The organism is Acinetobacter sp. FDAARGOS_558 (assembly GCF_003937785.1).
In the GTDB taxonomy this organism is placed as follows: domain Bacteria; phylum Pseudomonadota; class Gammaproteobacteria; order Pseudomonadales; family Moraxellaceae; genus Acinetobacter; species Acinetobacter baumannii.
In genome coordinates, this window is sequence record NZ_RKJH01000001.1 from 981,576 (window position 1) to 1,004,705 (window position 23,130).

Below are 23,130 nucleotides of genomic sequence, written 5' to 3' on the forward strand. Positions count from 1 at the left end.
GTGACAAGTGTTTTTTTTTCCAAAAAAACTGACCGAGTAATTTGTATACAGTTACTAGATCAATGATTTTTATCAGGTTGGGAGCGCTTTTAAGCAATTTATCGCTTCATGTACATTTGAAAACCGGTTTTGCTGCTGTTTTTGTAACAAGCCTGAAAGTAGTGGCAAGAAAATTTGGAACGAACTTGGTAATACCACATTTAATTTTTGACAGTGCAATACCGCCCACTCATGGTAACTATTTGCTTGTAAACGAGTTTGCGTTAACCATTCATACAATACGATTCCCAATGCATATAAATCACTTTGAACGGTTTTATTGGCACCATGAAATAGCTCTGGCGCCATATACCGTGGTGTAGCATCAGTTATTGGATCAGGGCTTGAAATAAGCCGTGTTTTTTCAAAGTCAATTAAATAAAGTTCTTGCTTAAACTTTCGAAAATGTTCTTTTTTAATATCACCATGAATCCATCCTAACTCATGAAGCTCTGCTAATTTAACAAGTGCTAGATAGATTTTCTCATTTATATTTTTTAAATTTTGCTTTTGATCTAAATCATCAAACCAACAATCTGTATCCGGTAAAACTAATACTCTTCCTTGAAATTGTGGTTGTTGAGAAACCGCACTGCCCTCGATAATTTTAAATGGCAAAAGCCAATTCGTTTTTTTATATGTAATATCTTCATAAAATTGCAATTCATGCAAAAAATCTTGCTCACTTTGAGCATGTACATTTGGCAAATGAAATTTTAACCAGTAGGAATTAGCATCTATAATACATGTCCATAGATGCCGTCCTAAAGCTTCACTTCTAGGCTTTGTCACACATTTTAGGTTTTCTATATGAGAAGCAAAATCATGCTTCAGCATAATAAGATTCTGGCTGTTGTTTCTTTTCTTCAAAACGTAAAACTTCTAAACAGTGCTGAATCGTTTTACCAATACGCGCGTGCGTTTCAATAGAAGAGATTTTCGGCCAAGTCGCGCGCTCACCTTCTCGCTGTAAACGTTTAAACAAATGTGGGCGTGGGTTTTGTAGCGTATAGGCATAATGTTTTAAGCTATATTTGGCAATAATATTAACATCACCATAATAGCGCTGCCCTACTACGCCATATCCATGATCGAGCAGTCTTCTTACGGGTGAAATCGCGCCTAATCTTTGCCGTGTAAAGTCCATCAGCCCCATTGAAAGTACTTTACCTTGGCGTCTTAAAATTCGTTCAGGCCAACTTAAAACGTCTTTACGGAAACGGCGCGCATCATCTTGCATAAACGGTACAACATGCGGATTCACTTGACTGGCAATGGTGTAGTTTAAATTATAAAGTCTTGCCATTCTTTCTTGTGGGAAATCGCTACGTACACTACCGTCTACCCATTTAGTATTTGCCATATAAGGGGTATGTTCACCATCATAACGCTTACTGGTTAAACGCACAGGTGGAAATAAAACTGGCACAGCACAAGAAGCCAATACCGCACTCCAAACCAAAACATTTGGAGTCATAATCGCATTCATAATTCGAGGGTTTTCAGTTGCATCGTACGGCGCAACAGCGACATTAATATTCAAACCTGATTTTTTGAATGCTTCTTCAAAAGTAAGATCACCTAAATTTTCAATTAAGAATTTTTTTAAATAGTGAACATCGGCAATCCCACCATTCCCTTTTATAAGTTCACGAAGTTTTCTAAAGTGAAAAGCATCACTAAAAAATTGCTCACCATTTAGCAAGTTTTGGATATCTTCACTGGCAGAAATTCCCAACATACCCGTCATAATGGCACCCGCACTTGAACCAGACAGGACTTTAGGCATTAAATCTTGTTCAATTAAAGCCTTACATACACCGGTATGAAAAAGGCCTAAGGTTGCTCCCCCCGAGAACATAAGAGCAGGTTGTCCATATGCTTTTTCACAATTTTCAAAAAATTCGATTTTTTCTTTTCTTTGGAATGTAATACATTCACTAGATGCAATGTAAGCCAAGCTTTGGCTGACTTCTTCAATATAATCTTCAATTAGTTTTTTTGTGCCTACATGTGTGGCAGCAAACAACATAGGGTGGCCAATATTTGCAATATCGTAGGTCAACCCTTCTTTTAAAAGATAAATCAAATCTAAAGTGCGATGTTGCTGACGATATCTTTTCAGTAAAGTGTAACGATAAGAAATGAGCTCGGCATCGAAGTAAGGCGAACTATTATCAAACTTCCACTCTTGTGCCCCAGTTTCTTCATCCAGTTTTAATGCAAAAGACTTCCACTCTTCATAAGATTCAGCCATGTCTAACTGACGTTGTAATTTTTTGATACGGTAAGCCTGATGCGGATTCATATCACTTCGTATTTTTTCAAACATATTTCGTCCTCATCTTCACAGATGATTTTACTGAATAGACATGACAACACTATGCGCGGTCTGAACATTTCAATCAATTGCAAAACCGATAAACTGCATGGATCGTATCTTTTTTGTCAGCTTGCAAATTTCGGTGTTAGTATCCTAGTAAATTACTGTTTAACATGATTGATTAACCATGGCTACCATTGATTTACCCGACAATTTAGTTCAAACCTTATCACTTGTATTAAATCAGTTACAGCAGGTCTTACCTGAACCGAAACAAGAGACCGATTTTACTGCCCCTGCTTTTAGATGGGAAAACCAGCAGCTTAAAGCTATTTATACACCTAAAAATATTTATCTTGATGACTTAAAAGGCATCGAAAGACAAAAAGAAAAGATCATTCAAAATACTTTGCAGTTTTTAAATGGCTTACCGGCAAATGATGTACTTTTAACGGGTTCACGTGGTACGGGTAAATCCTCTATTGTTCGTGCTTTACTCACGGAGTATGCACCTCAAGGATTACGTTTGATTGAAATTGAACGTGATGATTTAGCAGACTTACCAAAAATTCAAAAAATTATTCAAAACCGACCTGAAAAATACATCGTCTATTGTGATGATCTAGCATTTAATGCTGAAGATGAAAATTACCGTAGTTTAAAAAGCGTATTAGATGGTTCCTTACAGTCAGGTTCAACAAATTTTATTATTTATGCAACCAGTAACCGTCGTCACTTGTTACCTGAGTTCATGCATGAAAACACCCCTGTAACCAAAGTAGATGTGCCTCAATATACCGAGCTTCATCCGCAAGAAGCGATTGAAGAAAAGATCTCTTTATCTGACCGTTTTGGTTTGTGGTTATCTTTTTATCCAATGGATCAAAACTTATATTTAGAAATCGTAGAGCATTATCTAGATAAAGCAAACATGCCTTTTAATGATGAAGTTCGTGCTGAAAGCTTGCGTTGGTGCCAAATGCGGGGTCAACGCTCTGGTCGAGCTGCTTATCAGTTTTCTAAGCATTGGATTGGTTTAAACGCCTTAAAAGATTTGTCTAACAATTAAATAAAATGTCCCGCAAAGCCTTAGCTTTGGCCTATAAACCGCTTAGCTTTGGCAGTTGTTTTTCATAACCTAAGACAAAGATAGCCCTTCTTTAGGTTTATATATGAAAAAACAATTGCCAAAAATTTCTACAACAAGTAAAGCGCTTGCTAAAAGTTTATTACTTGCACAAGGCGTTTTAGACCAAGCAAAAAAATATTCAACTCTTCCTTTTACTCAAACTCATATCATCCGTCCAAGAATTGACGAAAAATATTATAGCTGGACACACTACGGTATCTTTTTCCCACTTTTACCAGAGCCGCATCGTTACTTAAATATTATGATTTTAATCGGTACACCAGGTGCACTTGCTTTTGATCATGATGACATCATCACTGGTAACCCGAGAAAAACCGCTACTTTCTTTTCAAGCACAGCTGCTCTGGAACAAGCTTTACTGAAGGCCTATATCATTCCTGAAGATACAAAAATTAATAAAGATGGGACCTTAATAGAACTAGGACAGGAAATTTTAATTCAAGGAAAATTTCCACACATCCATATTAATGGACATTATGATGGGTTTGATTTCGACTTTGATATCGATATCACTTCACATGTTTCATGGTTTATAAAAACACCAATCTATGATCATTTTAGTTTATTGGCAAAGTTTAAAGGCTTTTTAAACTATCAAGCAAAATACATTGAAACCCAAGGACTTTGTACTTACGAATATGCACGAGCAGTGGGTCCTCACTCCATTACAAATAAACTTATTCCTGATGCATATAAACTGCCACTTGATTTTTTTACTTATCAAATTATCAATTTAAACGAGACCACTCAACTTCTTCTTACCAAAGCCGATATTGCAGGACAAACAGCTGCATACACCCTGCATATTAGACATCTGGACCAGCCAGCTGAAATTTACACAGATGTAAGCTTTGATATTATTTCGCATCAAGTTGATGACTTCGTTTCACCTAGTGGGCAAAAAATGCGACTTCCAAAATATTTTTCATGGATCGCTCGAAATGATGCAAAGCAAATTATATTAAACATTCAGGCAGAAATTGACTGCCCATTCCGCTATGGTCATGGGCGAGGTTATGCAAGTAGCTATATATTTACTGGTCATTATTTTGGCAATGAAGTTCAAGGCCGTGGATACATCGAATATGTTGATATCGAAAATCCTCAAGCCTTTGAAGATGAATAATTTTACTCAGGAATAGTAAGTTCAGTCATTGGCCATCTTGGTGTGGTCGTTACAGCTAAACCATCATGCTGACCTGCTTTTAAACGCTGATAACCTGCAAATGCAATCATTGCACCATTATCTGTACATAAAGCAGGCTCAGCATAGTAAACCTGAGCTTTAATTTTCGCCAATGAAGTTTCTAACTGTTCACGTAATCGTAAATTTGCACTTACCCCACCAGCAATTACTAAACGTTTAAGACCAGTTTGCTTTAAAGCTTTTACAGATTTTTTTACTAAGGTATCTACAATGGCTTCTTGGAATGAAGCAGCAATATCAGCATCACGGTTTTCGCCGTTCAATTTTTTCAACTGAACAGAAACTGCCGTCTTTAAACCACTAAAAGAAAAATCTAAGCCCTGATGAAGCATTGGGCGTGGAAATTCAAATGCTAAAGGATCACCAGATAACGCCAACTTGGCAATATTTGGTCCACCCGGATATGGCAGATTCATCATTTTTGCGACTTTGTCGAAAGCCTCACCTGCCGCATCATCAATTGACTCACCTAATAGCTCATATTGACCAATACCATGAGCTGCCATCAATTGTGTATGACCACCTGAAACAAGCAATGCAACAAATGGAAAGTCAGGCGGTTGGCTTGAAAGCAAAGGAGCCAACATATGGCCTTCCATGTGGTGAACACCAATTGCTGGTTTATTTAAAGAAAATGCTAAAGTTCTTCCAAACAAAGCTCCGGTCATTAACGCTCCCATTAAACCCGGGCCACGCGTATATGCGACTGCATCAATTTCCTGTTTCTTAACACCACTTTGTTCAAGCAGCTGATTCATTAAAGGAATAAGCTTACGAACATGGTCACGAGAAGCTAACTCTGGAACCACACCACCATATTCGGCATGAAGTTTTATCTGGCTATAAAGAACCTGTCCCCGTAAGCCGAGTTCGCTATCATAAAGTGCCAACCCTGTTTCATCACAAGAAGTTTCCAAGCCTAAAACAATCATCAAAACTGCCTTTTATATGAGTCAAAATATTGCAATCGCTATTATAGACTTGTGATATGAGTTGTAAATGAGTAAAATACTGACCTTCACTTGTGATCTGGCGCAATGGTGTGCCTGATCTTATCCATAATCTAGAGGATTTTACATGCCACAAGTTAAGTTGAAAGAAGGCGAACCAGTTGACGTAGCTATCCGTCGTTTCAAACGTTCATGCGAAAAAGCTGGTGTTTTAGCTGACGTTCGTAAACGCGAATTCTACGAAAAACCAACTCAAGAACGTAAGCGCAAAAAAGCTGCTGCAGTTAAACGCTACCAAAAGAAATTGGCTCGCGAATCTGTACGTACTACTCGCCTTTACTAATTAATTTGTGATTGACTGCTAACATTATGACTACTTTAAAAAACCAGATTACTGATGCATTAAAAACTTCTATGCGTGCCAAAGATATGGCAACAGTGACGGTTTTGCGTAGTCTACAAGCAGCAATTAAGCAAATCGAAGTCGATGAGCGCATAGAGCTTGACGACGCTCAGGTTCTTGCGGTCATTGAAAAGCAAATTAAACAACGTAAAGAATCGATCAAAGCCTTCGAAGGTGCTGGTCGTGATGATTTAGCTAGTAAAGAACAAGCCGAAGCTGAGGTTTTATCTCAGTTTCTACCAGAAGCTATGACTGAGGAAGAGCTTGATTCTCTTATTGAGCAAACGATTGCTGCTCAAGAAGCAACTAGCATGAAAGATATGGGTAAGGTGATGAATTCTCTACGTCCGATCATAGCCGGGCGTGCCGATCCTGCTCAAGTTTCAGCAAAAATTAAAGCTAAATTAGCTTAATCCCCCTCTCTTCTTATATATCCTTAAATTAAACTTTCTCGTAAGTTTAAGTATATTTATGCCTGTGAAAATTCCAAAGTCATCCTAGACCTTAAATTTTCATTCGTCGCTCATCTTGCATTTGCTTTAATCGACTATCTATTCTGGCTGACATGGCCTGATTACCTTTTGCAAGACGTTGTGCATGCAACATCGATTTAATTGCATCCTCTTCACTACCAGACCAGTACTGTGCTTCAGCACGATATCGCAATACATTCACAGCTCTTAATGGTGAATTTTTATCTAAATTGGCGGCTTGTTGTAATAATTGCCAACCTTGTATATCTCGGGCATTTTTATTAATAAAACGCTGCACCAGAGTTTGCACTTGAGCATATTTACCTTGACGTAATAAAACCTCAGCCAATTTGTAGCTAAAAGCTTTATTTTCAGGCATTGTCATTTGCAAGGGAGCAATTGAATTATAGGCCTGATCAAGTTTATTCTGGCCTAAATAAATATCTGTTTGAATTAAGGCAACTAATGGCTTACCACTTGATTTCGCCTGCTCCAACGTTGCTTGGGCTTGAGTATAGTCACCTTGTTTAAGATAGAAAGCCGACAAAGCCAATAAGCCTGCCAGATTTTTTTGCGATGCCAGACTTTGCAACTGATTTTCAGTAGCTTCTCCAGCAACCACCATGGTATACCATTTTAAAATTTCAAAATCGACATCATATATTCGACTTTTAACTTTAGGCATCTGGTTTGCTCTCAAGCGAGCCTCACTCATACGTTCAGATGTAAGAGGGTGAGTCAGCCAAAAATCTGGTAAAAAACTTACTCGGCTCGTCGCTCTATGCATCGTTTCAAAATAATCCGCCATGCTTTGCGGGTTATAACCAGCGGCATACATATATTGCATACCAATTCGATCCGCTTCACGCTCTTGATTACGACTATAAGTGAGCTGTTTATCAAGAAGTGCTGCTTGTGTACCCAACATGACTGCAGCTCCAGCATCCCCGCCTGCCTGAGCAGCCAAAGCCACACCTGCTAGCAAACCAGCCAAGCTTAAAAGAGTTTGTCCTTTAAAAGCCTCTTCTGAACGACTAAAGTGCCTCTGCGAAACGTGGGCAATCTCATGCGCCATCACTCCAGCAATCTCATCAATATTTCGAGCCGAGGAAATAAGACCTGTATTTAATGCAAATAAACCACCAGGAACAGCAAAGGCATTAATTTGTGGGTCTTTAATGACCACAAGCCCAATAGGTTGTCCAAGCTGTGTTTCAGCCAAGATATTAGAGAAAACTTGAAAAAACTGATCTTCCAACCATACATCCTGTATGACTGGCATTTGTTTATGAACTTCACGGAAAACTTTTTCACCGATAAATTTTTCTTTTTGTTGATCAAGTAATCCTATTCCACCACCAATATTCGGAATTTCAACCTGCCCAGAAGATGGTTTTGAGTCAAAAGGATCAGCGTAAGAGGCATTTGTTATAAAAGCCAAACTTAAAATAACTGGCAAAAATTTCAAAAGTTCTTCTCTATTAAAAATTAAACTAACAAAAAAGCCCATTCATATAATGCTTGAGTTTCTTGCATCATATGAGCAGGCTTTCACTATAACATTGAAAATAGACTATATTTGCAATGAAGTGTTATTCATCCTTTACACAAAATTAGGATTCACTAAATATCTAGGCGTCTTATCCTCTAGTGCTTCCACCAAGTTTTTATAAGCTAAATTTGCCATTTTCTTACGTGTTTCAGCTGTAGCAGAACCTACGTGAGGCAAAGTGACAACGTTCGGCAAATTAAAAAGTGCAGATTCTTGCAGAGGTTCTTTCTCATAGACGTCTAAACCAGCAGCAAAAATAACTTCATTTTGCAATGCTTCAATTAGGGCTTGCTCATCGACAACTGAGCCACGCGCAATATTAATAAATATGGCATGCTTTTGCATAAGCTCAAATTGAGCCTTGCCCATTAAAGCTTTAGATTCCGCATTTAAATCAACAGCCGTCACTACAAAATCAGATTGTTGTAATAATTCTTCCAACCCCAGATATTGAGCTTTTAAAGGTTCCGCTAACTCAGGTTTCTCGCGACGATTATGGTAAACAATATTCATGTTAAATCCATAAAAGCCACGACGTGCAATTGCAGCACCAATATTACCAAGCCCAATAATACCTAATGTTTTTCCAAAAACATCGAGACCAAACTGCTGTGGCCCAACTGTTCTTTTCCACTCACCTTGTTTAGTCCAGTGATCTAGAAAAGGAACTTTTCTGGCTGCACTTAATAACAAAGTAAAAGCAAGATCTGCGGTCGTTTCAGTTAAAACATGAGGTGTGTTTGCTAACCAGATTTTTTTCTGATTTAAATAACCAACATCATAATTGTCATAACCTACAGTCACAGAAGAAATAATTTTTAAATTTTGGGCAGGAGAAAGATTACTTTCATTGAGCAAACGACCAGCCCCAATCATGCCATCAGCATCTACTACTTCTTGTCGTATCTGTTCATTGATATCACCCAGTTTAGGGTTCAATACGACAACATAGTAATCCTGCTGTAACCGTGACAAAATTTCCTCATCAATTTGGCTAAAAACCACAACCTTTTTCATGTAAATCCCTACTACTCATTGTTATCTTGCATAAGTTGCCACAATCTTTTCTTAAGAAGAGGCTTATCTAACATTTCTTTTAAACTAGCTAAATGAATAATATTTGCATGTTGAATATACGCACATTTACCTAAACACAAAATCTTTTTTTCTGCAGCTACAGCATCTAAGAAACCCTGAATATATGAACCCACACCGCGTTGATCTTGATATGCCCCTAAGGGAAAAGGCCATTTTAATTCAGCATAATGACCCACTTTAACCTTTTGTATATTTGTCCAAAGTTGTTTTTCTTCTTTTTCTAATGCTGTCACATCAACAAAGATTACACACTTTTCAAGGCAATAAGCCTGCAACTCGAATGGAGTAATCGCCTCTTGCTCAACAGCAATCACAGGTTTTTCAACAATCCTTTCAGACTGCGGAACATCATCTCTAATTGCTATTGAAGGTTGCTCTACAACTTTAGGCGCTTCAGGCAACAGAGGCTTAGATGGCTTTTGTTCAAAAGCAGGAACATCTATGGTAGGTGCGATAATTGGTGTATGAGATTCAACAATCTGATCTCGCCATACAGTATGAGCATTATTTTTTTGGCACACTTGTGTTCTAGGAATCCATATATCAATTCCTAAAGTTGCCAGTATATTTCTTTGCTGCCCAATCATGTTTAAATCAGTACCTCTAATCTACACACATTCTAACGGGCTTCTGATTTTTTTTCAGCGTTTTCTTTTAATCATCGCTAGTGGAAACCACATATGTTTCCTAAATAATCATAACGCTATTTTTCTTCTGCATTTGCTCTACAATTTCATCGGACTCAAAACCAAATCGCCAGTAGAGTAACTCCAGCACATCAAGTTCATCTTGGGTAATAATGCGGTCACTCCATAAACACATCTCAGCAATTGCCAAAATACTTAGACGGTCACGAAGTAAAAGCCCAGCAATGTCATTTAAAATTTCAGCCAAGTCTAAAGGCTCATCCGAAATTTCATCATATATATGCATTTCATCTGGGTTAAGTAAAGAACGCAAAATACGCTCACGGACTTCCAACTGGTTTGGACTATTAATTTGCTGCACATGAAGTAATGCATCAATTAAACGAACTATTTGAGGTTTCACTTCTTCAAATGCTGTTGGCAAATGAAGTGGCATCAAGTTCAATTCATATTTGACCCGCTCTAATAGTAGCGCATCAAGCAGTCCGATCTCTCCATCTTCCTGAATAATAAGTGCTAGTTTTGTCAAAAATTGACGCGCAATACTTGCAGGCATATGGCCAATATTTTTACATGCATCATGAAATATCTGAATATGAATACGACCATCTAGATTAAGCAAAGCATCGACAATCGAATGGCTTACCGGAGCTTCTTGCGGAATAAATTCTCGATATTGACGAATCATTAAAATTGCAACCATCACCTCACGTGAACCAGTGGCTGTTTGCAATGCACGCTGAATAAGTTCTGGACGCTTTTTATTACGTCGGATATCGCTGCTCAAAGGCTTGATCGCATCATTTAATGCAAAACTAATTGGAGATAGACGCAATAATGGCAAAGGTTGTGGTGATGACCACGGAATATAAATTTCAGTCTCAGATTCTTCTAATGAACGGAAAAGGCTAAATAAAGGTCGATTGCGAAGTTTCTTTAAATTTTCTAATTGTAAATCTTGCAGTAAAGTTGGATTAAGTTCGTAAATACGTTCACGAATGCTCGGGTGAATATTCATCCAGCTTTGAGGGCTAAGTGAATTTGCAAAACACATATGCGCGATTGATTCAGAATAAGCACTATGAATTTGTGATCCTGAATGGTGAACATAAATACGTAATAATGTTTGGGTATTCGTACTATTTTTTAGCAACCGCATAGTTTTTTGGTCATTGCGAAATGTGCGGCCACTTAACGTTAAATATTTAATAAAACGAGTGATCAATACACCCAAGCTTCCTGCCAACCAGATTACACCACCGACAGCTACAAATACCGTTTCAAATTTATGCTTATAACCTGGACTATAGCGTTTAAAACCTTGCTTGGCGAGTTTACTACCCCATTGACTAAAAGTCGTTAAACCGCTGTATAAAATTTTTAATTTAGTATTTTCTACAGCTTCACCCGATAAAATTTGGTTAAACTCATGACCTAATAAACCATACAGCTCCAGTTCATCCAGATTCTGTAAAGCGCCCCAAGTCAAAATAATGACAATATCATTTGAGTGAAAACCTGCAGTTAATGCATTTACACCTACTTCGTCAGGCAAAACATAGAGAGTTGGAACGTTAAGAGAAAATGTTTGCGCCAAATGTTCTGTAATTTTTAATGCCGCATGTTCTTCTGGTGTGCTCTCGCCTTTCACCAAACGACGTGCTTTAAGCTGTTTAGCAAGGGAATGACCGCCTTTACGCAAAATATAAAGCTCGGTCACTACAGACCAAACCATAATAAAAAGCAAAAGAGCAACAAAATATGGACTTAAAGCGTGCCACCAAATCGGTTGGCTATAATCAAAAAAATGAACAAGTAAACCTAAAATGAGATTTAAAATAAAAATAGTTAAAAGCACAGCGACCAAACACATAGTGATGGACCATGCCATATTTTTATTTTCGATTAAATAGTGGCTTACTTCTTTCAATGTAAATATTCCCAATTACATTGTTAAGTTTCATCATAAAAGAAAAAAGCGGGAAACACCCGCTTTTTTCGGCTATTTCTATTCTTCTTTAATACCCGTCAAATCTACTGACGCTGCATCAATATTGACATCAATATAACCATCTTTTTTCTTTTTCGCAGAATCATTACGCTTCTGTTCCAAATTATTCAGATAGTCTGCATCAATTCCACCAGTTACATAGATACCATCAAAAACAGAGCAATCAAACTCAGTCAATGTAGGAACCTTACTTGTACGTACGGCGTTCTTCAAGTCTTCCAAATCTTGGAATACTAAACGATCAGCACCAATAATTTCTTGGATTTCTTCTACACTGCGTTCTGAAGCAATAAGCTCAGTTTTAGCAGGCATATCGATACCATATACGTTCGGATACATCACTTTCGGTGCAGCTGAAGCAAAGTATACTTTTTTCGCACCTGAGTCACGCGCCATTTGAATGATCTCATTACACGTTGTACCACGCACAATTGAGTCATCCACTAACAGAACGTTCTTGCCTTTAAACTCTAACTCAACAGGGTTTAATTTCTGACGTACAGATTTTTTACGCTGTTGTTGACCCGGCATAATGAAGGTACGACCGATATAACGATTTTTCATAAAACCTTCACGGAACTTCACGCCAAGAATATTTGCCAACTCTAAAGCTGAGGTACGGCTTGTATCTGGAATTGGGATAACCACGTCAATATCATGGTCTTCACCCCAGTCACGCAAAATTTTATGCGCTAATTTCTCACCCATTTTTAAGCGAGCTTTATAAACCGAAATACCATCAATAATTGCATCTGGACGAGCAAAATAAACATATTCAAAAATACATGGACGGTATTTTGGATCTGCAGCACATTGCTTTGTAAATAACTCACCATCAGCGTTAATGAAAATTGCTTCACCCGGAGCAATATCGCGCTCAATTTTAAAGCCAAGCGCCGTAATCGCTACAGATTCTGATGCGATGATATATTCCATCTCGCCTTGCTCAGTTACACGAGAACCGTAAATAAGCGGACGGATACCATTTGGATCACGGAAACCAACTAAGCCGTGACCAGTAATCATTGCCACTACACCATAAGCACCTTGGCAGCGCTCATGTACACGCGAAACGGTATGGAAAATGTCTTCCGGTGTAGGATTTAAAGTTCCTATCTTTTGCAACTCATGAGCAAAGACGTTTAAAAGAACTTCTGAATCAGAGTCCGTATTCATGTGACGCAAATCTGTTTTGAACAGGTCATCATGAATTTCTTCTGCATTCGTCAAGTTACCATTATGTGCAAGTGTAATACCGTAAGGTGAGTTCACATAAAATGGTTGAGCTTCCGCACTGCTCGAAGAACCAGCAGTTGGATAGCGCACATGACCAATACCGTAATTACCAAGTAATGCTCTCATATGACGAGTATGAAAAACATCACGTACCATACCGTTATCCTTACGAAGGAAAAGACGGCCTTCATGGCAGGTTACTATTCCAGCTGCATCTTGCCCACGATGTTGCAACATCGTTAATGCATCAAACAACATTTGGTTCACTGGCGATTTACCGGCTATACCAACAACTCCACACATAGCAACCTCGCAGACAAGCTAGGAATTAATAAAAAGGATTCTTTGTTGAATGGTCAGGTCGAAGTTCTGTTTCCTCCGACTCGTCCATTGGTTTTGGAGAAGTGCGCGTTACACCGCCTCCAGATGTTATCTGATGAAATGCCTCACTTGCTGCATCTTTAGAAAGCTCTGTCGCTAAAGGTGCATAAGGCAATAAAAACTGGATAAATTTGGATTGTTTCCAATGAGGCGAACTTTCTACCCAAGGACCAACACCCTGCATGGTAATAAGAACAACCAATAAACCTTTCAACGAACCAAAAGCACCACCTGCTAAACGATTTAATGGCCCCAACTTCAAACTTTTCAAGAGGCCATTTAAAAATGCAGTGACGATCCAAGTTAAAACGATAATTAAAAGTGCAATAAAAGCGAAAGCCGCGATCTTTTGAACCACCGGATCCTGACTTAAACCTGACATTGACGGAGCTAGAAGAACAGCATATTTTGCACCCATAATTAATGCAAAGATCCATCCTACCAAGTTCGCAAAGGCTTTTATAAATCCTTGTCGCAAACCGTTTAGCCCCCCAATGAGCAAAAGTATCAGAATGATGATATCAATGGTGTTCATGTTCAATTAAGTCATGGCTTCAACACATTGCTTCACAAGCGTTGGTCCCGTATAAATCAGACCACTATAAATTTGTACAAGCGTTGCTCCAGCCTGTTGTTTCGCTGCAGCTTGTTCACCCGACAAAATTCCGCCCACACCAATTAAAGGAATTTGTCCTTTTAATGTTTGAGCAAATAAACGTAAACATTCCGTACTTTTTTCAAATACAGGTGCACCCGACAAACCACCTGACTCATTACCGTAAGGCAGGTTCTCTACCCCTTCTCTCGATAAGGTCGTGTTCGTCACAATAAGACCATCAATTTTAAAATCTAATAATTGTGCCGAAATAAATTCAACATCTTCAGGTGTTAAGTCTGGAGCGACTTTAAGAACTAAAGGTACATAATGATTATATTGCTCTGCCAATTCAAGTTGACGTGCTTTTAAGGTTTGCAATAATTCAGTTAATGCATCACCACTTTGCAGACTACGCAAATTTTTAGTATTTGGAGATGAAATATTAACCGTAATGTATGAAGCGTAGTTATAAACTTTCTCAAGACAAATCAAATAATCATCAACGGCTTTTTCGACAGGTGTATCAGCATTTTTACCAATATTAATCCCTAAAATGCCTCTAAATTTTGATGCTTTAACATTCTCGATTAGCTTATCAACGCCATCATTATTAAAACCCATACGGTTAATAATAGCTTTAGCTTCAGGAATACGGAATAAACGTGGTTTTGGGTTACCAGATTGTGGGCGAGGTGTAATTGTACCAATTTCAATGAAACCGAAACCCAACCCAGCTAATGCATCAATATGAGCACCATTTTTATCTAGACCGGCTGCCAACCCTACCGGATTAGGAAATTCGATTCCCATACATGTAGTTGGCTTTGCTTCTACGGTCTGGCGCATCATGCCTAGCTTATGCGCTTTATCAAGCATGGATAATGTTAATTCATGGGCACGCTCTGGTGCTAAACTAAACAACATCGGGCGAGCAAGTGAATATAACATACCAATCACAGTCTACTGATTTTAGGTACGCATATTATAGGCACAGGCAGCACAAAACACCATGCTTGACACAAGCATATTTTGATATGTTATTGAACTGTCGCTGTTAATTTAATCTGACCTTCACTAGAAACCATTTCCATCTTTTGAATACTTAAGCCCATCTGTGCAAGTTGTGTTAAAAAGTTAGCCAAAATTGCATAATTCTGATGTGTTACAACAATTTGTAACTGTTCTCCATTTTGCTGGGAAGATACAGTTAAACCTTGTTGCTGAGCTACTCGTTGTATTTTTCCAGACTTATCTAGTTCAAGCTCATTGGCAGGCTTCATCGTGACTGCATTACTCTGCATCCACACCATCAAATCTTTTAAATCATTTAAACGTTTTTGCTGTTGTTCTGCCAAGGAATGCATTTTCCAAAGTGAATATCCAACAATGACGACTACAACAAAAATAGTAGTAAAGACCACCATAATACGTTCACGGACAGTTAAGCGATCCAAATATTGAACAATTTGTTCAACCCACTGATCAAAACGGTTTTGCAACTGAGCTAACATTTTCATTATTGTATTTTCACCACCCCAATCGCACCACTACCATCAGCTTGAACATTACCTAACTCAGCTTTAAAACCTTGTTGATTAAGTTGTTGGGTTAAAGCTTGCAAATCATCTGCTGATTTTGCTTTTAATGCCATTGTTAAGATTGAAGCATCATAATTGAGTTGCTGAGCTAAAATCTGTCTTTGCATTAAAATAGGCCCAACCCGGCTTAACAGAGAAAGTGCCTGGGTATCACCTTGCTGGCTCATTCTTAAATGACTTTCGAATTGTCCTTTAATATTTTGTTCAGTCACACGACTAGATGGACCAAACCAATATTTATATTGCTCAATTGCCTGTTCAGCAGTCTGATCTGCCACCTTTTTCAATTTTACCCAACGCAATAAATCATAGCTAAACTGCACGACAATAATTGCTAGAACAACGGCGGCACAAGCTTTCCAATAATTAGAAAAAGTACGCTCTTGCCCTTTTGATTTTGGCAAAACATTAAAAGGATGCTGCTTAGTTTTATCTAAGGGCTGAAATTGATAAACAAACTCAGAACGTTGCTCTGCGCTTGAGGCAGCTTCTAAGCTCTCTAGTTGCTCTGCTGTTAAACCGCTATATTGATAATGTGTTTCGGCTGACTGGAACTCTAAAAAAAGCCCCAAGTCATCAATGGAATTACCTAACCACTTATTCTCACGCACCAAAAGCTGATGATCAATATTACACAGAATAACTTGCTGAGCTTGTGGTTCAGGTAAAACTAGAAAATCTGGCAACAAAGCTACAAGTTTGGTTGGTAACAAAGCTAAAGAATGTTGCCATGTCTCTACCATCCCCTGAGCAACACCCAAAACAGTTAACTGATCCGCATGAAAATGGTGAACCACTTTCATGTGATCAATCGGTAAAGTCACAAACTCTTCAAGTAGATATTTAACCCCATCAGCGCCAAGCTGTTTGTAATGGGACTTTGCCATCGTTTGCTGAAGCATTTGAGCATGACGACTCGGAAAAAAGACCGTAGCTTCTTTTCCTTGATGTATTTGCAAGTCTTGTATTAATTGATCGAGACTTGCAGCCTGCAACCAGTTTTCTCCGTTAGACCAATGCCAAACTCCATTGGTTTCAGGCATCCATATGTACAGCATGTGGGCTAAATAACCTTTTTAATTATATTGTGGGTATAAAACTATTTTTTTGTGTTGATAAACCATTTGCAATAACAGCTTGATCATAAATTCTAGCTTCAGCAAGTGCAAATGGATTGAAATTTTCATGAGTAAGTAACTCTGCAATATGCCCTACCACATTCATATGGCAAACAACCACAATCGACTCATAAGGAATTTGAGATAGCCATTCAATCGCTTCTTTTGCATCATCGTCAGGCTTAATTTTGTCGCATAACAGCACTGGCACATCTTTAAAATAGGTCTGGATATGCGCCAACGTTTCCTGAGCACGCAGCAAAGGACTAACAACAAAAATATCTGGTTTTACAATATCTTTTAAAAAGGTTGCCGTTTGCTCGGCCTGTGCATGTCCACGCGCAGTAAGGGGACGTTTAATATCATTACCATTTACTGGCGGAGCGGCTTCCCCATGACGAACTAATGTCAGTTGCATAAAATTTCCTTGTAAACAATTCCTGCATTATAACCACAATTTATGACATTTATTCGTCAGACTTCATGATGAGGTAAAACAAACTCAACATCACTACGGTGTCCATTTTTCATAAGAGAAAGTGCAATATTTAATGGTGGAGCGCCTTCAAAAATGACCTCATATAAAGCATTGGTAATTGGCATATATACGTCTAGTTCTTGTGCCTTGCCACGCACCTGAACAATCGTGTTAATACCTTCTGCAGTTTGACCTAATTCTTTACTCGCTTGTTCAAGCGTTTTACCAGAACCTAGCGCATAACCAATTTGATAATTACGGCTTAATGGACTATTACAAGTCGCAAATAAATCACCTACTCCAGATAAACCTAAGAACGTAAGTGGGTTTGCACCTTGTTTTACCGCGAAACGGCTCATTTCAGCCAAAGCACGCGTTAAAATCATACTCTTGGTATTTTCACCAATTTTATATGCTGCTCCAATTCCCATAGCAACGGCATAAATATTCTTAAGCGCACCGCCTAACTCAACTCCATGCACATCATCGCTACCAAAAACGCGGAATAACGCACTATGAAGTGCATGTTGTACGGCATAACGGACGAGTTCAGAATCACTTGCAATTACAGTACCAGAAGGCATACCTGCCATAATTTCTTTAGCAAGATTTGGTCCTGACAACACACCATACGGAACTTCTGGTAATTCTTCACGAATAATATCACTCATGAAGCTAAATGTTTTAGCTTCAACACCTTTGGTTAAAGACACCACAGCTTGTGCAGTAATATAAGGCGCTATTTGTTTTAAAACGTCACGGAATGAGTGGCTTGGAATTGCAACTAAAATAATATCTCGATCACATACCGCTTGCTCAAGATCAGAAACTGCACGTAATGAAGATTCTAAAGTGAAGTCTGGTAAATAACGTTTATTAATATGGGTTTTATTAATTTCTTCTGCTGTTTCGGCATCACGAATCCAGATCATGGTATCGCAGCCATTACGAGCAGCTAAATTTGCCATGGCCGTACCAAAGCTACCGCCCCCTAAAACGGTAATACGTAATGCCGTTTTTTTATCGACCGCAACAGGTTCCACCAAATCTGTAAACTTAAATTCAGCCATGCTTTATTATCCTATTTCTTACTTTTACAGACGTTAAGCCTGCCAAACTTTTACGAATTCTTTACTATCAATATCTGCACGTGGAGCAATTGCTTTAGCTGCTGTGCCGACATAAATAATACCTGAAATCAAATCATGCGGTTGCAGACCTAAATGCTGTTTTAACCAGTTTGATTCGACAACGGCACCACTACGCCACATGGTCGAGAACCCTTGAGCTTGTAAAGATAACAAAAGATTTTGTACTGCTGCGCCTGTACTCAAAATTTGTTCGAAGTGTGGAACTTTCGGATGATCTTGTAATTGCGTAAGAGCTAAAATAAGTAGCGGAGCTCGAAAAGGATGTTGCTTCACTCGTTCAAGCTGTGCAGGATCAGACTCACCCAAATCGACCAATGCTTTTGCCAGAACTTCACCAAAAGCAGCACGTTGGTCACCTGACACAATTACAAAACGCGTTGGCTTAAGTCTATGATGATCTGGAGCTGTTAAAGCTGCCTGAAAAGCCAACTCTAACTGATCTGTATTTGGGGCTGGCTCAACTAATTGGCCAATAGACTGACGCTGATGAATATTTTGGTGAATTATTTGTATTGCTGAATCCGTCATTAATATTAATCTAACTCAAAAATTCGAAATAGATTAGCATAATCTACCGTTAATCCACCATTGAATCTAGCTTATAAACTTAGTGAATTCATAGTTTGACATTTTTTAATACAAAACATCAAAACTCATACAACGTCTTCAAAATCAATTAGAAAACTTATGTTCAAATAACCCTATCTTTTGGTGATTAACTTAGGTGCATTATGAAAAAAATAATTTTAGCGAGCGCAATGAGCGGTGTTGTTTTATTACTAGGTGCTTGTGCAACCACGCCTAAAAACACTTTAGCGATTCAAAAAGAAAATAATCAGTTTGAAGTGACTGGAATTGGCAAAACCAATTTAATTGCAAAGAATAATGCGGTTACTGCGGCACAAAAAACATGCTCTAAGAGCACAACGCCAGTTATTGTTGATGAAAAAACGTCTTACCATGGAGTTTTAAAAGATGTGGTAAGTGAAAAGACTGGTCAAATGGTAGAAGCTGCTGCGGGTGTCATCGGTACTTTAACGGGTAAAAATGCATCTTTAGCAAAAGATGATGACTATCAAACAACGCTTACCTTCTATTGTAAAATAAATTAATCAAAAAAAATCCCAATCAAATGATTGGGATTTTTTATTAGCAATAACCATCTAGTCGGGTTAGAGGCAATTTCTTACCAATTGCTTTTTCAATTTCGGGTAAATAGAAAGCATCATCTTCAGATAAGAAACTAATACTTACCCCTTGTGCCCCTGCACGACCTGTACGACCAATACGATGGACATAATCATCAGACTGCTCAGGCAATGTAAAATTCACTACATGTGATACGCCGTCTACATGAATACCACGACCAGCAACATCGGTTGCGATCATGATGTTATGCTTGCCTTGCTTAAACTGCTCCAACATTTTTAAACGTTTATCTTGAGCAATTTCACCAGATAGCATCCCCACTTTGTATCCATCTTTTTTCAAATGGTCGTAAAGACGACGTACCTGATCACGGCGATTGGCAAAGATCATAACTTTATCAATTGGCTCTTCACGTAAAATATCTTGTAAAAGACGATATTTATCCTGTTTAGCCACAACGTAAACACGTTGTTCGACATCATTATTGGTCTTTTGTTCAGGTTCAATTTCAACAGTTACTGGTTCAAATAACCACTGTCTTGCCAAGTTCAAGACATCATAACTAAATGTTGCAGAGAACATTAAGGTTTGTCGTTGTTCCTTACGTGGTGAATAACGCACAATACGTTTTACCGAAGGAATAAAGCCCATATCCAATAAACGGTCAGCTTCATCAATCACTAAAAATTCAATTTGATCGAGCCAAACTTCTTTTTGTTCTACAAAATCAATTAAACGCCCTGGTGTGGCAACCATGATATCGACAAAATTAGCATCAAGTTGCTTCTTCTGCTTATCGAAATCAACGCCACCTAATAGGGTCACTAGGTGTAAATTAGAAAATTTTGTGAGAGATTTTGCATCACTTTCAATCTGCAATGCCAACTCACGAGTAGGTGCTAAGATTAAAGCACGGGGCTCACCACGGAAGCGTTGCTCCTGAACCGGATTATTGAGCAAATCATTAATTACACTAATCAGAAAGGCAGCAGTCTTACCTGTTCCTGTCTGTGCTCGCCCAATTGCATCATGCCCGGCTAATGTATATTTTAAAACCTTTTGCTGAATTGGGGTCATTTGAGTAAACCCTAAAGCATCAATCGCCTTTTTAAGTTGCGGATGTAAATTCAAGGTTTCAAAACCAGATGTCATAAATACGCGCTCTAACAAACAATCTCTCGAATGAGAAGATCATTATAAACAAAAACGCCCCAATTCAAAAATTGGAGCGTCCATGATTCATCAAAAAGATGAATTAGTCTAAAGGCTGAACGTTTTCAGCTTGAAAACCTTTTTGACCTTGTACAACGCTAAATTCTACACGTTGACCGTCACGTAGAGAACGGTGACCGTCACCTACGATTGCACGGAAGTGAACGAATACATCGTCGCCGCCGTTACGTTGAATAAAACCAAAGCCTTTAGTGTCATTAAACCACTTTACTACGCCTTGTTCACGAGCTGTCATAAGTCAATCCTCAGATGATGAAAAAAGGACCTTCCGGTGTTGCAAACAGCAGAGCAAACAAGGTTTTAAAATTTTTATAATCTTAAAGCTTGTAATCATTCTGTAAAACTATCAACAATTTCCGGTTACATCCATTTGTTATAGGGTTATTAAAACAATTTAACTGTGTGGTAATTCCTAAAACGGTTCGAGCTTAACACGGGTTTATGACAATTAATAGAATTTTTTTCATTTATTTCCCCTATTTTTAGCTGTTTTTTTAAACAGCTTATTACAATAATTTTTATCAGTATTGATTAGTTGTTCTTTATATAAAGTTATGTAGTGTTTACAAAAATTTGTTAAAATAATTTTTTTAGTTGTTTTGATGATGAATGAGCACTACTTCTTCCGCTACGACGCCTATTGAAATTAATGCCCTTGGCCAACCTTGTCCAATGCCATTATTAATGTTGAAACGTGAACTTAAAAAATTATCGGGAAAACAACTATTCTTATTAAAATCATCTGACCCGCATAGTGAAATTGATGTAACACGTTATTGCCAATTACATCATTTTACGTGTCAAACCATGCAGATTTCAGAAAGAGAATTTCACTATTTAATTGAAACTCAATAATTCTTTGCTAAACTAAAAGATTAGAAACTGCATAAAATTTTACATTTCTATACCCAATTTTCCTTAATTATGAAGCCGATTCAAATTAAGATGAACTTATTGGTTAATCCATCCTATCCTATAAGGAGAACTCATGAGTGACAGCAGCAATCAATTGATGCCCCTGTCATTGTCTGCGCCTGGTGTAAACCTTGGTGCATATATCAGTACTGTCAATCAGATTCCTATTTTAACGGCTGAGCAAGAAAAAGAGCTTGCTGAGCGTTATTATTATGACCAAGATCTTGATGCCGCAAAAATGCTGGTAATGTCGCATTTACGCTTCGTCGTTCACATTGCGCGCAGCTATGCAGGTTATGGCCTACCTCAAGGTGACCTTATTCAAGAAGGTAACTTAGGCTTAATGAAAGCCGTAAAACGTTTTGACCCAAATATGGGCGTACGTCTTGTATCTTTTGCCGTCCACTGGATTAAGGCAGAAATCCACGAATATGTTATTCGTAACTGGCGTATTGTAAAAATTGCAACAACCAAAGCTCAGCGTAAACTTTTCTTCAATTTACGCAGCTTAAAAAAATCGAGTAAAAAGCTCACATTAGAAGAAGCGCAGTCTATTGCAAACGACTTAAATGTTACTCCAGAACAAGTTTTGGAAATGGAAGGTCGTTTAACAGCATATGATGCTGCTTTTGAAGCTCAAGGCGATGACGATGATGACACTCCGCACACTGCGCCTGTGTTATATCTTGAAGATAATCGTTATGACCCTGCTCGTTTAGTAGAAAATGAGGATTGGGAAGAACAAAGTACATCTGCTTTGCATGACGCAATGAACCAGCTAGATGACCGTTCACGTAATATTTTGCAGCGCCGTTGGTTAGATGACGATAAATCTACCCTCCATGAGCTTGCTGCTGAATATAATGTTTCTGCCGAACGTATTCGTCAGCTTGAAAAGAATGCGATGGAAAAAATTAAAGTCGCAATGTCTGCAAGCTAAAGAAAATGAAAAAAATAAAAGGGCGATAAGCCCTTTTGTTTTATCTGGCTATGTTTAGCCAACCTATTCTATGGTAACGTTGCCTTTCATTATTCAGTTGCGTTTTTTGTTATGTGGATTGCCATTTCAGCCCTTAATCTTGCTTTCGCAGTCATGTTGGGTGCTTTTGGAGCACATGGTCTTAAAGCTCACGCGAGCCCTGAACAACTTGCTTGGTGGCAGACTGCAACCGACTACTTTTTTTATCATGCGCTTGGATTGTTAGCGCTTGGTATTTTAAGCAAGGTTCTTCCTCATTTCCCAATCAAGTTATCTTTCTTGCTTATTCAGATTGGCATTCTGTTCTTTTGTGGTTCGCTTTATATCATGGCATTGGGTTTACCGCGGATATTAGGCGCAATTACGCCAATAGGTGGAGCTTTGATGATTGCTGGATGGCTAATCTTGGCTTGGAATGCTTTCAAATACGCAAAATAATCG

At 38.3% G+C, this 23,130-nt stretch carries 25 protein-coding genes; 8 read left to right on the forward strand and 17 right to left on the reverse strand.

Annotated features, from left to right (window positions below):
* Positions 1-72: 72 nt before the first annotated feature.
* Positions 73-876 (reverse strand): protein kinase domain-containing protein, encoded by an 804-nt coding sequence (locus EGT34_RS04750; protein ID WP_000912079.1) that lies wholly within the window; start codon positions 874-876, stop codon positions 73-75.
* Entirely contained in the window at positions 863-2,371 is a 1,509-nt protein-coding gene (locus EGT34_RS04755) for a DUF3336 domain-containing protein (RefSeq protein ID WP_000461855.1), read from the reverse strand. Before EGT34_RS04755 ends, EGT34_RS04750 begins: the two co-directional genes overlap by 14 nt.
* Positions 2,372-2,549: 178 nt before the next feature.
* On the opposite strand from EGT34_RS04755, the gene EGT34_RS04760 reads away from it, so the two are divergent.
* Positions 2,550-3,431, forward strand: coding sequence for an ATP-binding protein (locus tag EGT34_RS04760; RefSeq protein ID WP_000190819.1), 882 nt, complete (start codon positions 2,550-2,552; stop codon positions 3,429-3,431).
* A gap of 103 nt (positions 3,432-3,534) precedes the next feature.
* Positions 3,535-4,638 (forward strand): DUF6670 family protein, encoded by a 1,104-nt coding sequence (locus tag EGT34_RS04765; protein WP_000744448.1) that lies wholly within the window; start codon positions 3,535-3,537, stop codon positions 4,636-4,638.
* Positions 4,639-4,640: 2 nt separating this feature from the next.
* On the opposite strand, the gene tsaD is transcribed toward EGT34_RS04765, so the two are convergent.
* Positions 4,641-5,651 carry a tRNA (adenosine(37)-N6)-threonylcarbamoyltransferase complex transferase subunit TsaD gene (tsaD, locus tag EGT34_RS04770; protein ID WP_000636261.1) on the reverse strand — a complete coding sequence of 337 codons (1,011 nt, stop codon included), beginning with the start codon at positions 5,649-5,651 and terminating at the stop codon, positions 4,641-4,643.
* A gap of 145 nt (positions 5,652-5,796) precedes the next feature.
* Here tsaD and rpsU point away from each other — a divergent pair, with 145 nt between their 5' ends.
* Both rpsU and EGT34_RS04780 read left to right on the forward strand, forming a co-directional pair.
* Positions 5,797-6,012: a 30S ribosomal protein S21 gene (rpsU, locus tag EGT34_RS04775; RefSeq protein WP_001136722.1), complete on the forward strand. Its 216-nt coding sequence runs from the start codon at positions 5,797-5,799 to the stop codon at positions 6,010-6,012.
* Between the two features lie 26 nt (positions 6,013-6,038).
* Positions 6,039-6,485, forward strand: coding sequence for a GatB/YqeY domain-containing protein (locus tag EGT34_RS04780; protein ID WP_000209410.1), 447 nt, complete (start codon positions 6,039-6,041; stop codon positions 6,483-6,485).
* Between the two features lie 91 nt (positions 6,486-6,576).
* On the opposite strand, the gene EGT34_RS04785 is transcribed toward EGT34_RS04780, so the two are convergent.
* From EGT34_RS04785 to EGT34_RS04840, 12 genes are all read right to left on the reverse strand, one after another.
* Positions 6,577-8,004, reverse strand: coding sequence for a M48 family metalloprotease (locus tag EGT34_RS04785; protein WP_086241998.1), 1,428 nt, complete (start codon positions 8,002-8,004; stop codon positions 6,577-6,579).
* A 144-nt stretch (positions 8,005-8,148) separates the two neighbouring features.
* Entirely contained in the window at positions 8,149-9,114 is a 966-nt protein-coding gene (locus EGT34_RS04790) for a 2-hydroxyacid dehydrogenase (RefSeq protein ID WP_125305479.1), read from the reverse strand.
* 11 nt (positions 9,115-9,125) lie between these two features.
* On the reverse strand, positions 9,126-9,782 hold the full coding sequence (locus tag EGT34_RS04795; RefSeq protein WP_024437192.1) for a hypothetical protein: 657 nt from the start codon (positions 9,780-9,782) through the stop codon (positions 9,126-9,128).
* Between the two features lie 100 nt (positions 9,783-9,882).
* Positions 9,883-11,772 carry a M48 family metalloprotease gene (locus EGT34_RS04800; RefSeq protein WP_031971918.1) on the reverse strand — a complete coding sequence of 630 codons (1,890 nt, stop codon included), beginning with the start codon at positions 11,770-11,772 and terminating at the stop codon, positions 9,883-9,885.
* A 78-nt stretch (positions 11,773-11,850) separates the two neighbouring features.
* Complete coding sequence (gene purF, locus EGT34_RS04805) at positions 11,851-13,392, reverse strand: amidophosphoribosyltransferase (protein WP_000334671.1); 1,542 nt, start codon at positions 13,390-13,392, stop codon at positions 11,851-11,853.
* Between the two features lie 25 nt (positions 13,393-13,417).
* Positions 13,418-14,005: a CvpA family protein gene (locus tag EGT34_RS04810; RefSeq protein WP_001091966.1), complete on the reverse strand. Its 588-nt coding sequence runs from the start codon at positions 14,003-14,005 to the stop codon at positions 13,418-13,420.
* 6 nt (positions 14,006-14,011) lie between these two features.
* On the reverse strand, positions 14,012-15,016 hold the full coding sequence (locus EGT34_RS04815; RefSeq protein WP_000966987.1) for a quinone-dependent dihydroorotate dehydrogenase: 1,005 nt from the start codon (positions 15,014-15,016) through the stop codon (positions 14,012-14,014).
* 89 nt (positions 15,017-15,105) lie between these two features.
* Entirely contained in the window at positions 15,106-15,585 is a 480-nt protein-coding gene (gspM, locus tag EGT34_RS04820) for a type II secretion system protein GspM (protein WP_000783000.1), read from the reverse strand.
* Positions 15,585-16,724 (reverse strand): type II secretion system protein GspL, encoded by a 1,140-nt coding sequence (gspL, locus tag EGT34_RS04825; RefSeq protein ID WP_001985386.1) that lies wholly within the window; start codon positions 16,722-16,724, stop codon positions 15,585-15,587. The genes gspM and gspL overlap by 1 nt, the downstream gene beginning before the upstream one ends.
* A 22-nt stretch (positions 16,725-16,746) precedes the next feature.
* Positions 16,747-17,202, reverse strand: a complete 456-nt coding sequence (locus EGT34_RS04830) for a SixA phosphatase family protein (protein ID WP_001177595.1) — start codon at positions 17,200-17,202, stop codon at positions 16,747-16,749.
* A 56-nt stretch (positions 17,203-17,258) separates the two neighbouring features.
* On the reverse strand, positions 17,259-18,332 hold the full coding sequence (locus tag EGT34_RS04835; protein WP_000807316.1) for an NAD(P)H-dependent glycerol-3-phosphate dehydrogenase: 1,074 nt from the start codon (positions 18,330-18,332) through the stop codon (positions 17,259-17,261).
* Positions 18,333-18,365: 33 nt separating this feature from the next.
* The gene (locus EGT34_RS04840; protein ID WP_000132180.1) at positions 18,366-18,941 is read right to left on the reverse strand and encodes a nitroreductase; all 576 of its coding nucleotides are present in this window, start codon (positions 18,939-18,941) and stop codon (positions 18,366-18,368) included.
* 203 nt (positions 18,942-19,144) lie between these two features.
* On the opposite strand from EGT34_RS04840, the gene EGT34_RS04845 reads away from it, so the two are divergent.
* Positions 19,145-19,525, forward strand: a complete 381-nt coding sequence (locus EGT34_RS04845) for a hypothetical protein (protein WP_000720482.1) — start codon at positions 19,145-19,147, stop codon at positions 19,523-19,525.
* Positions 19,526-19,562: 37 nt separating this feature from the next.
* Here EGT34_RS04845 and rhlB read toward each other — a convergent pair whose 3' ends face one another.
* Complete coding sequence (gene rhlB, locus EGT34_RS04850; RefSeq protein WP_000200418.1) at positions 19,563-20,714, reverse strand: ATP-dependent RNA helicase RhlB; 1,152 nt, start codon at positions 20,712-20,714, stop codon at positions 19,563-19,565.
* Positions 20,715-20,817: 103 nt separating this feature from the next.
* The gene (locus tag EGT34_RS04855) at positions 20,818-21,030 is read right to left on the reverse strand and encodes a cold-shock protein (RefSeq protein ID WP_000126912.1); all 213 of its coding nucleotides are present in this window, start codon (positions 21,028-21,030) and stop codon (positions 20,818-20,820) included.
* Between the two features lie 374 nt (positions 21,031-21,404).
* On the opposite strand from EGT34_RS04855, the gene EGT34_RS04860 reads away from it, so the two are divergent.
* From EGT34_RS04860 to EGT34_RS04870, 3 genes are all read left to right on the forward strand, one after another.
* Positions 21,405-21,650, forward strand: a complete 246-nt coding sequence (locus EGT34_RS04860) for a sulfurtransferase TusA family protein (RefSeq protein ID WP_000108398.1) — start codon at positions 21,405-21,407, stop codon at positions 21,648-21,650.
* Positions 21,651-21,783: 133 nt separating this feature from the next.
* Positions 21,784-22,650 carry an RNA polymerase sigma factor RpoH gene (gene rpoH / locus EGT34_RS04865; protein WP_001285359.1) on the forward strand — a complete coding sequence of 289 codons (867 nt, stop codon included), beginning with the start codon at positions 21,784-21,786 and terminating at the stop codon, positions 22,648-22,650.
* Between the two features lie 111 nt (positions 22,651-22,761).
* The gene (locus EGT34_RS04870) at positions 22,762-23,127 is read left to right on the forward strand and encodes a DUF423 domain-containing protein (protein WP_000264715.1); all 366 of its coding nucleotides are present in this window, start codon (positions 22,762-22,764) and stop codon (positions 23,125-23,127) included.
* Positions 23,128-23,130: the final 3 nt, after the last annotated feature.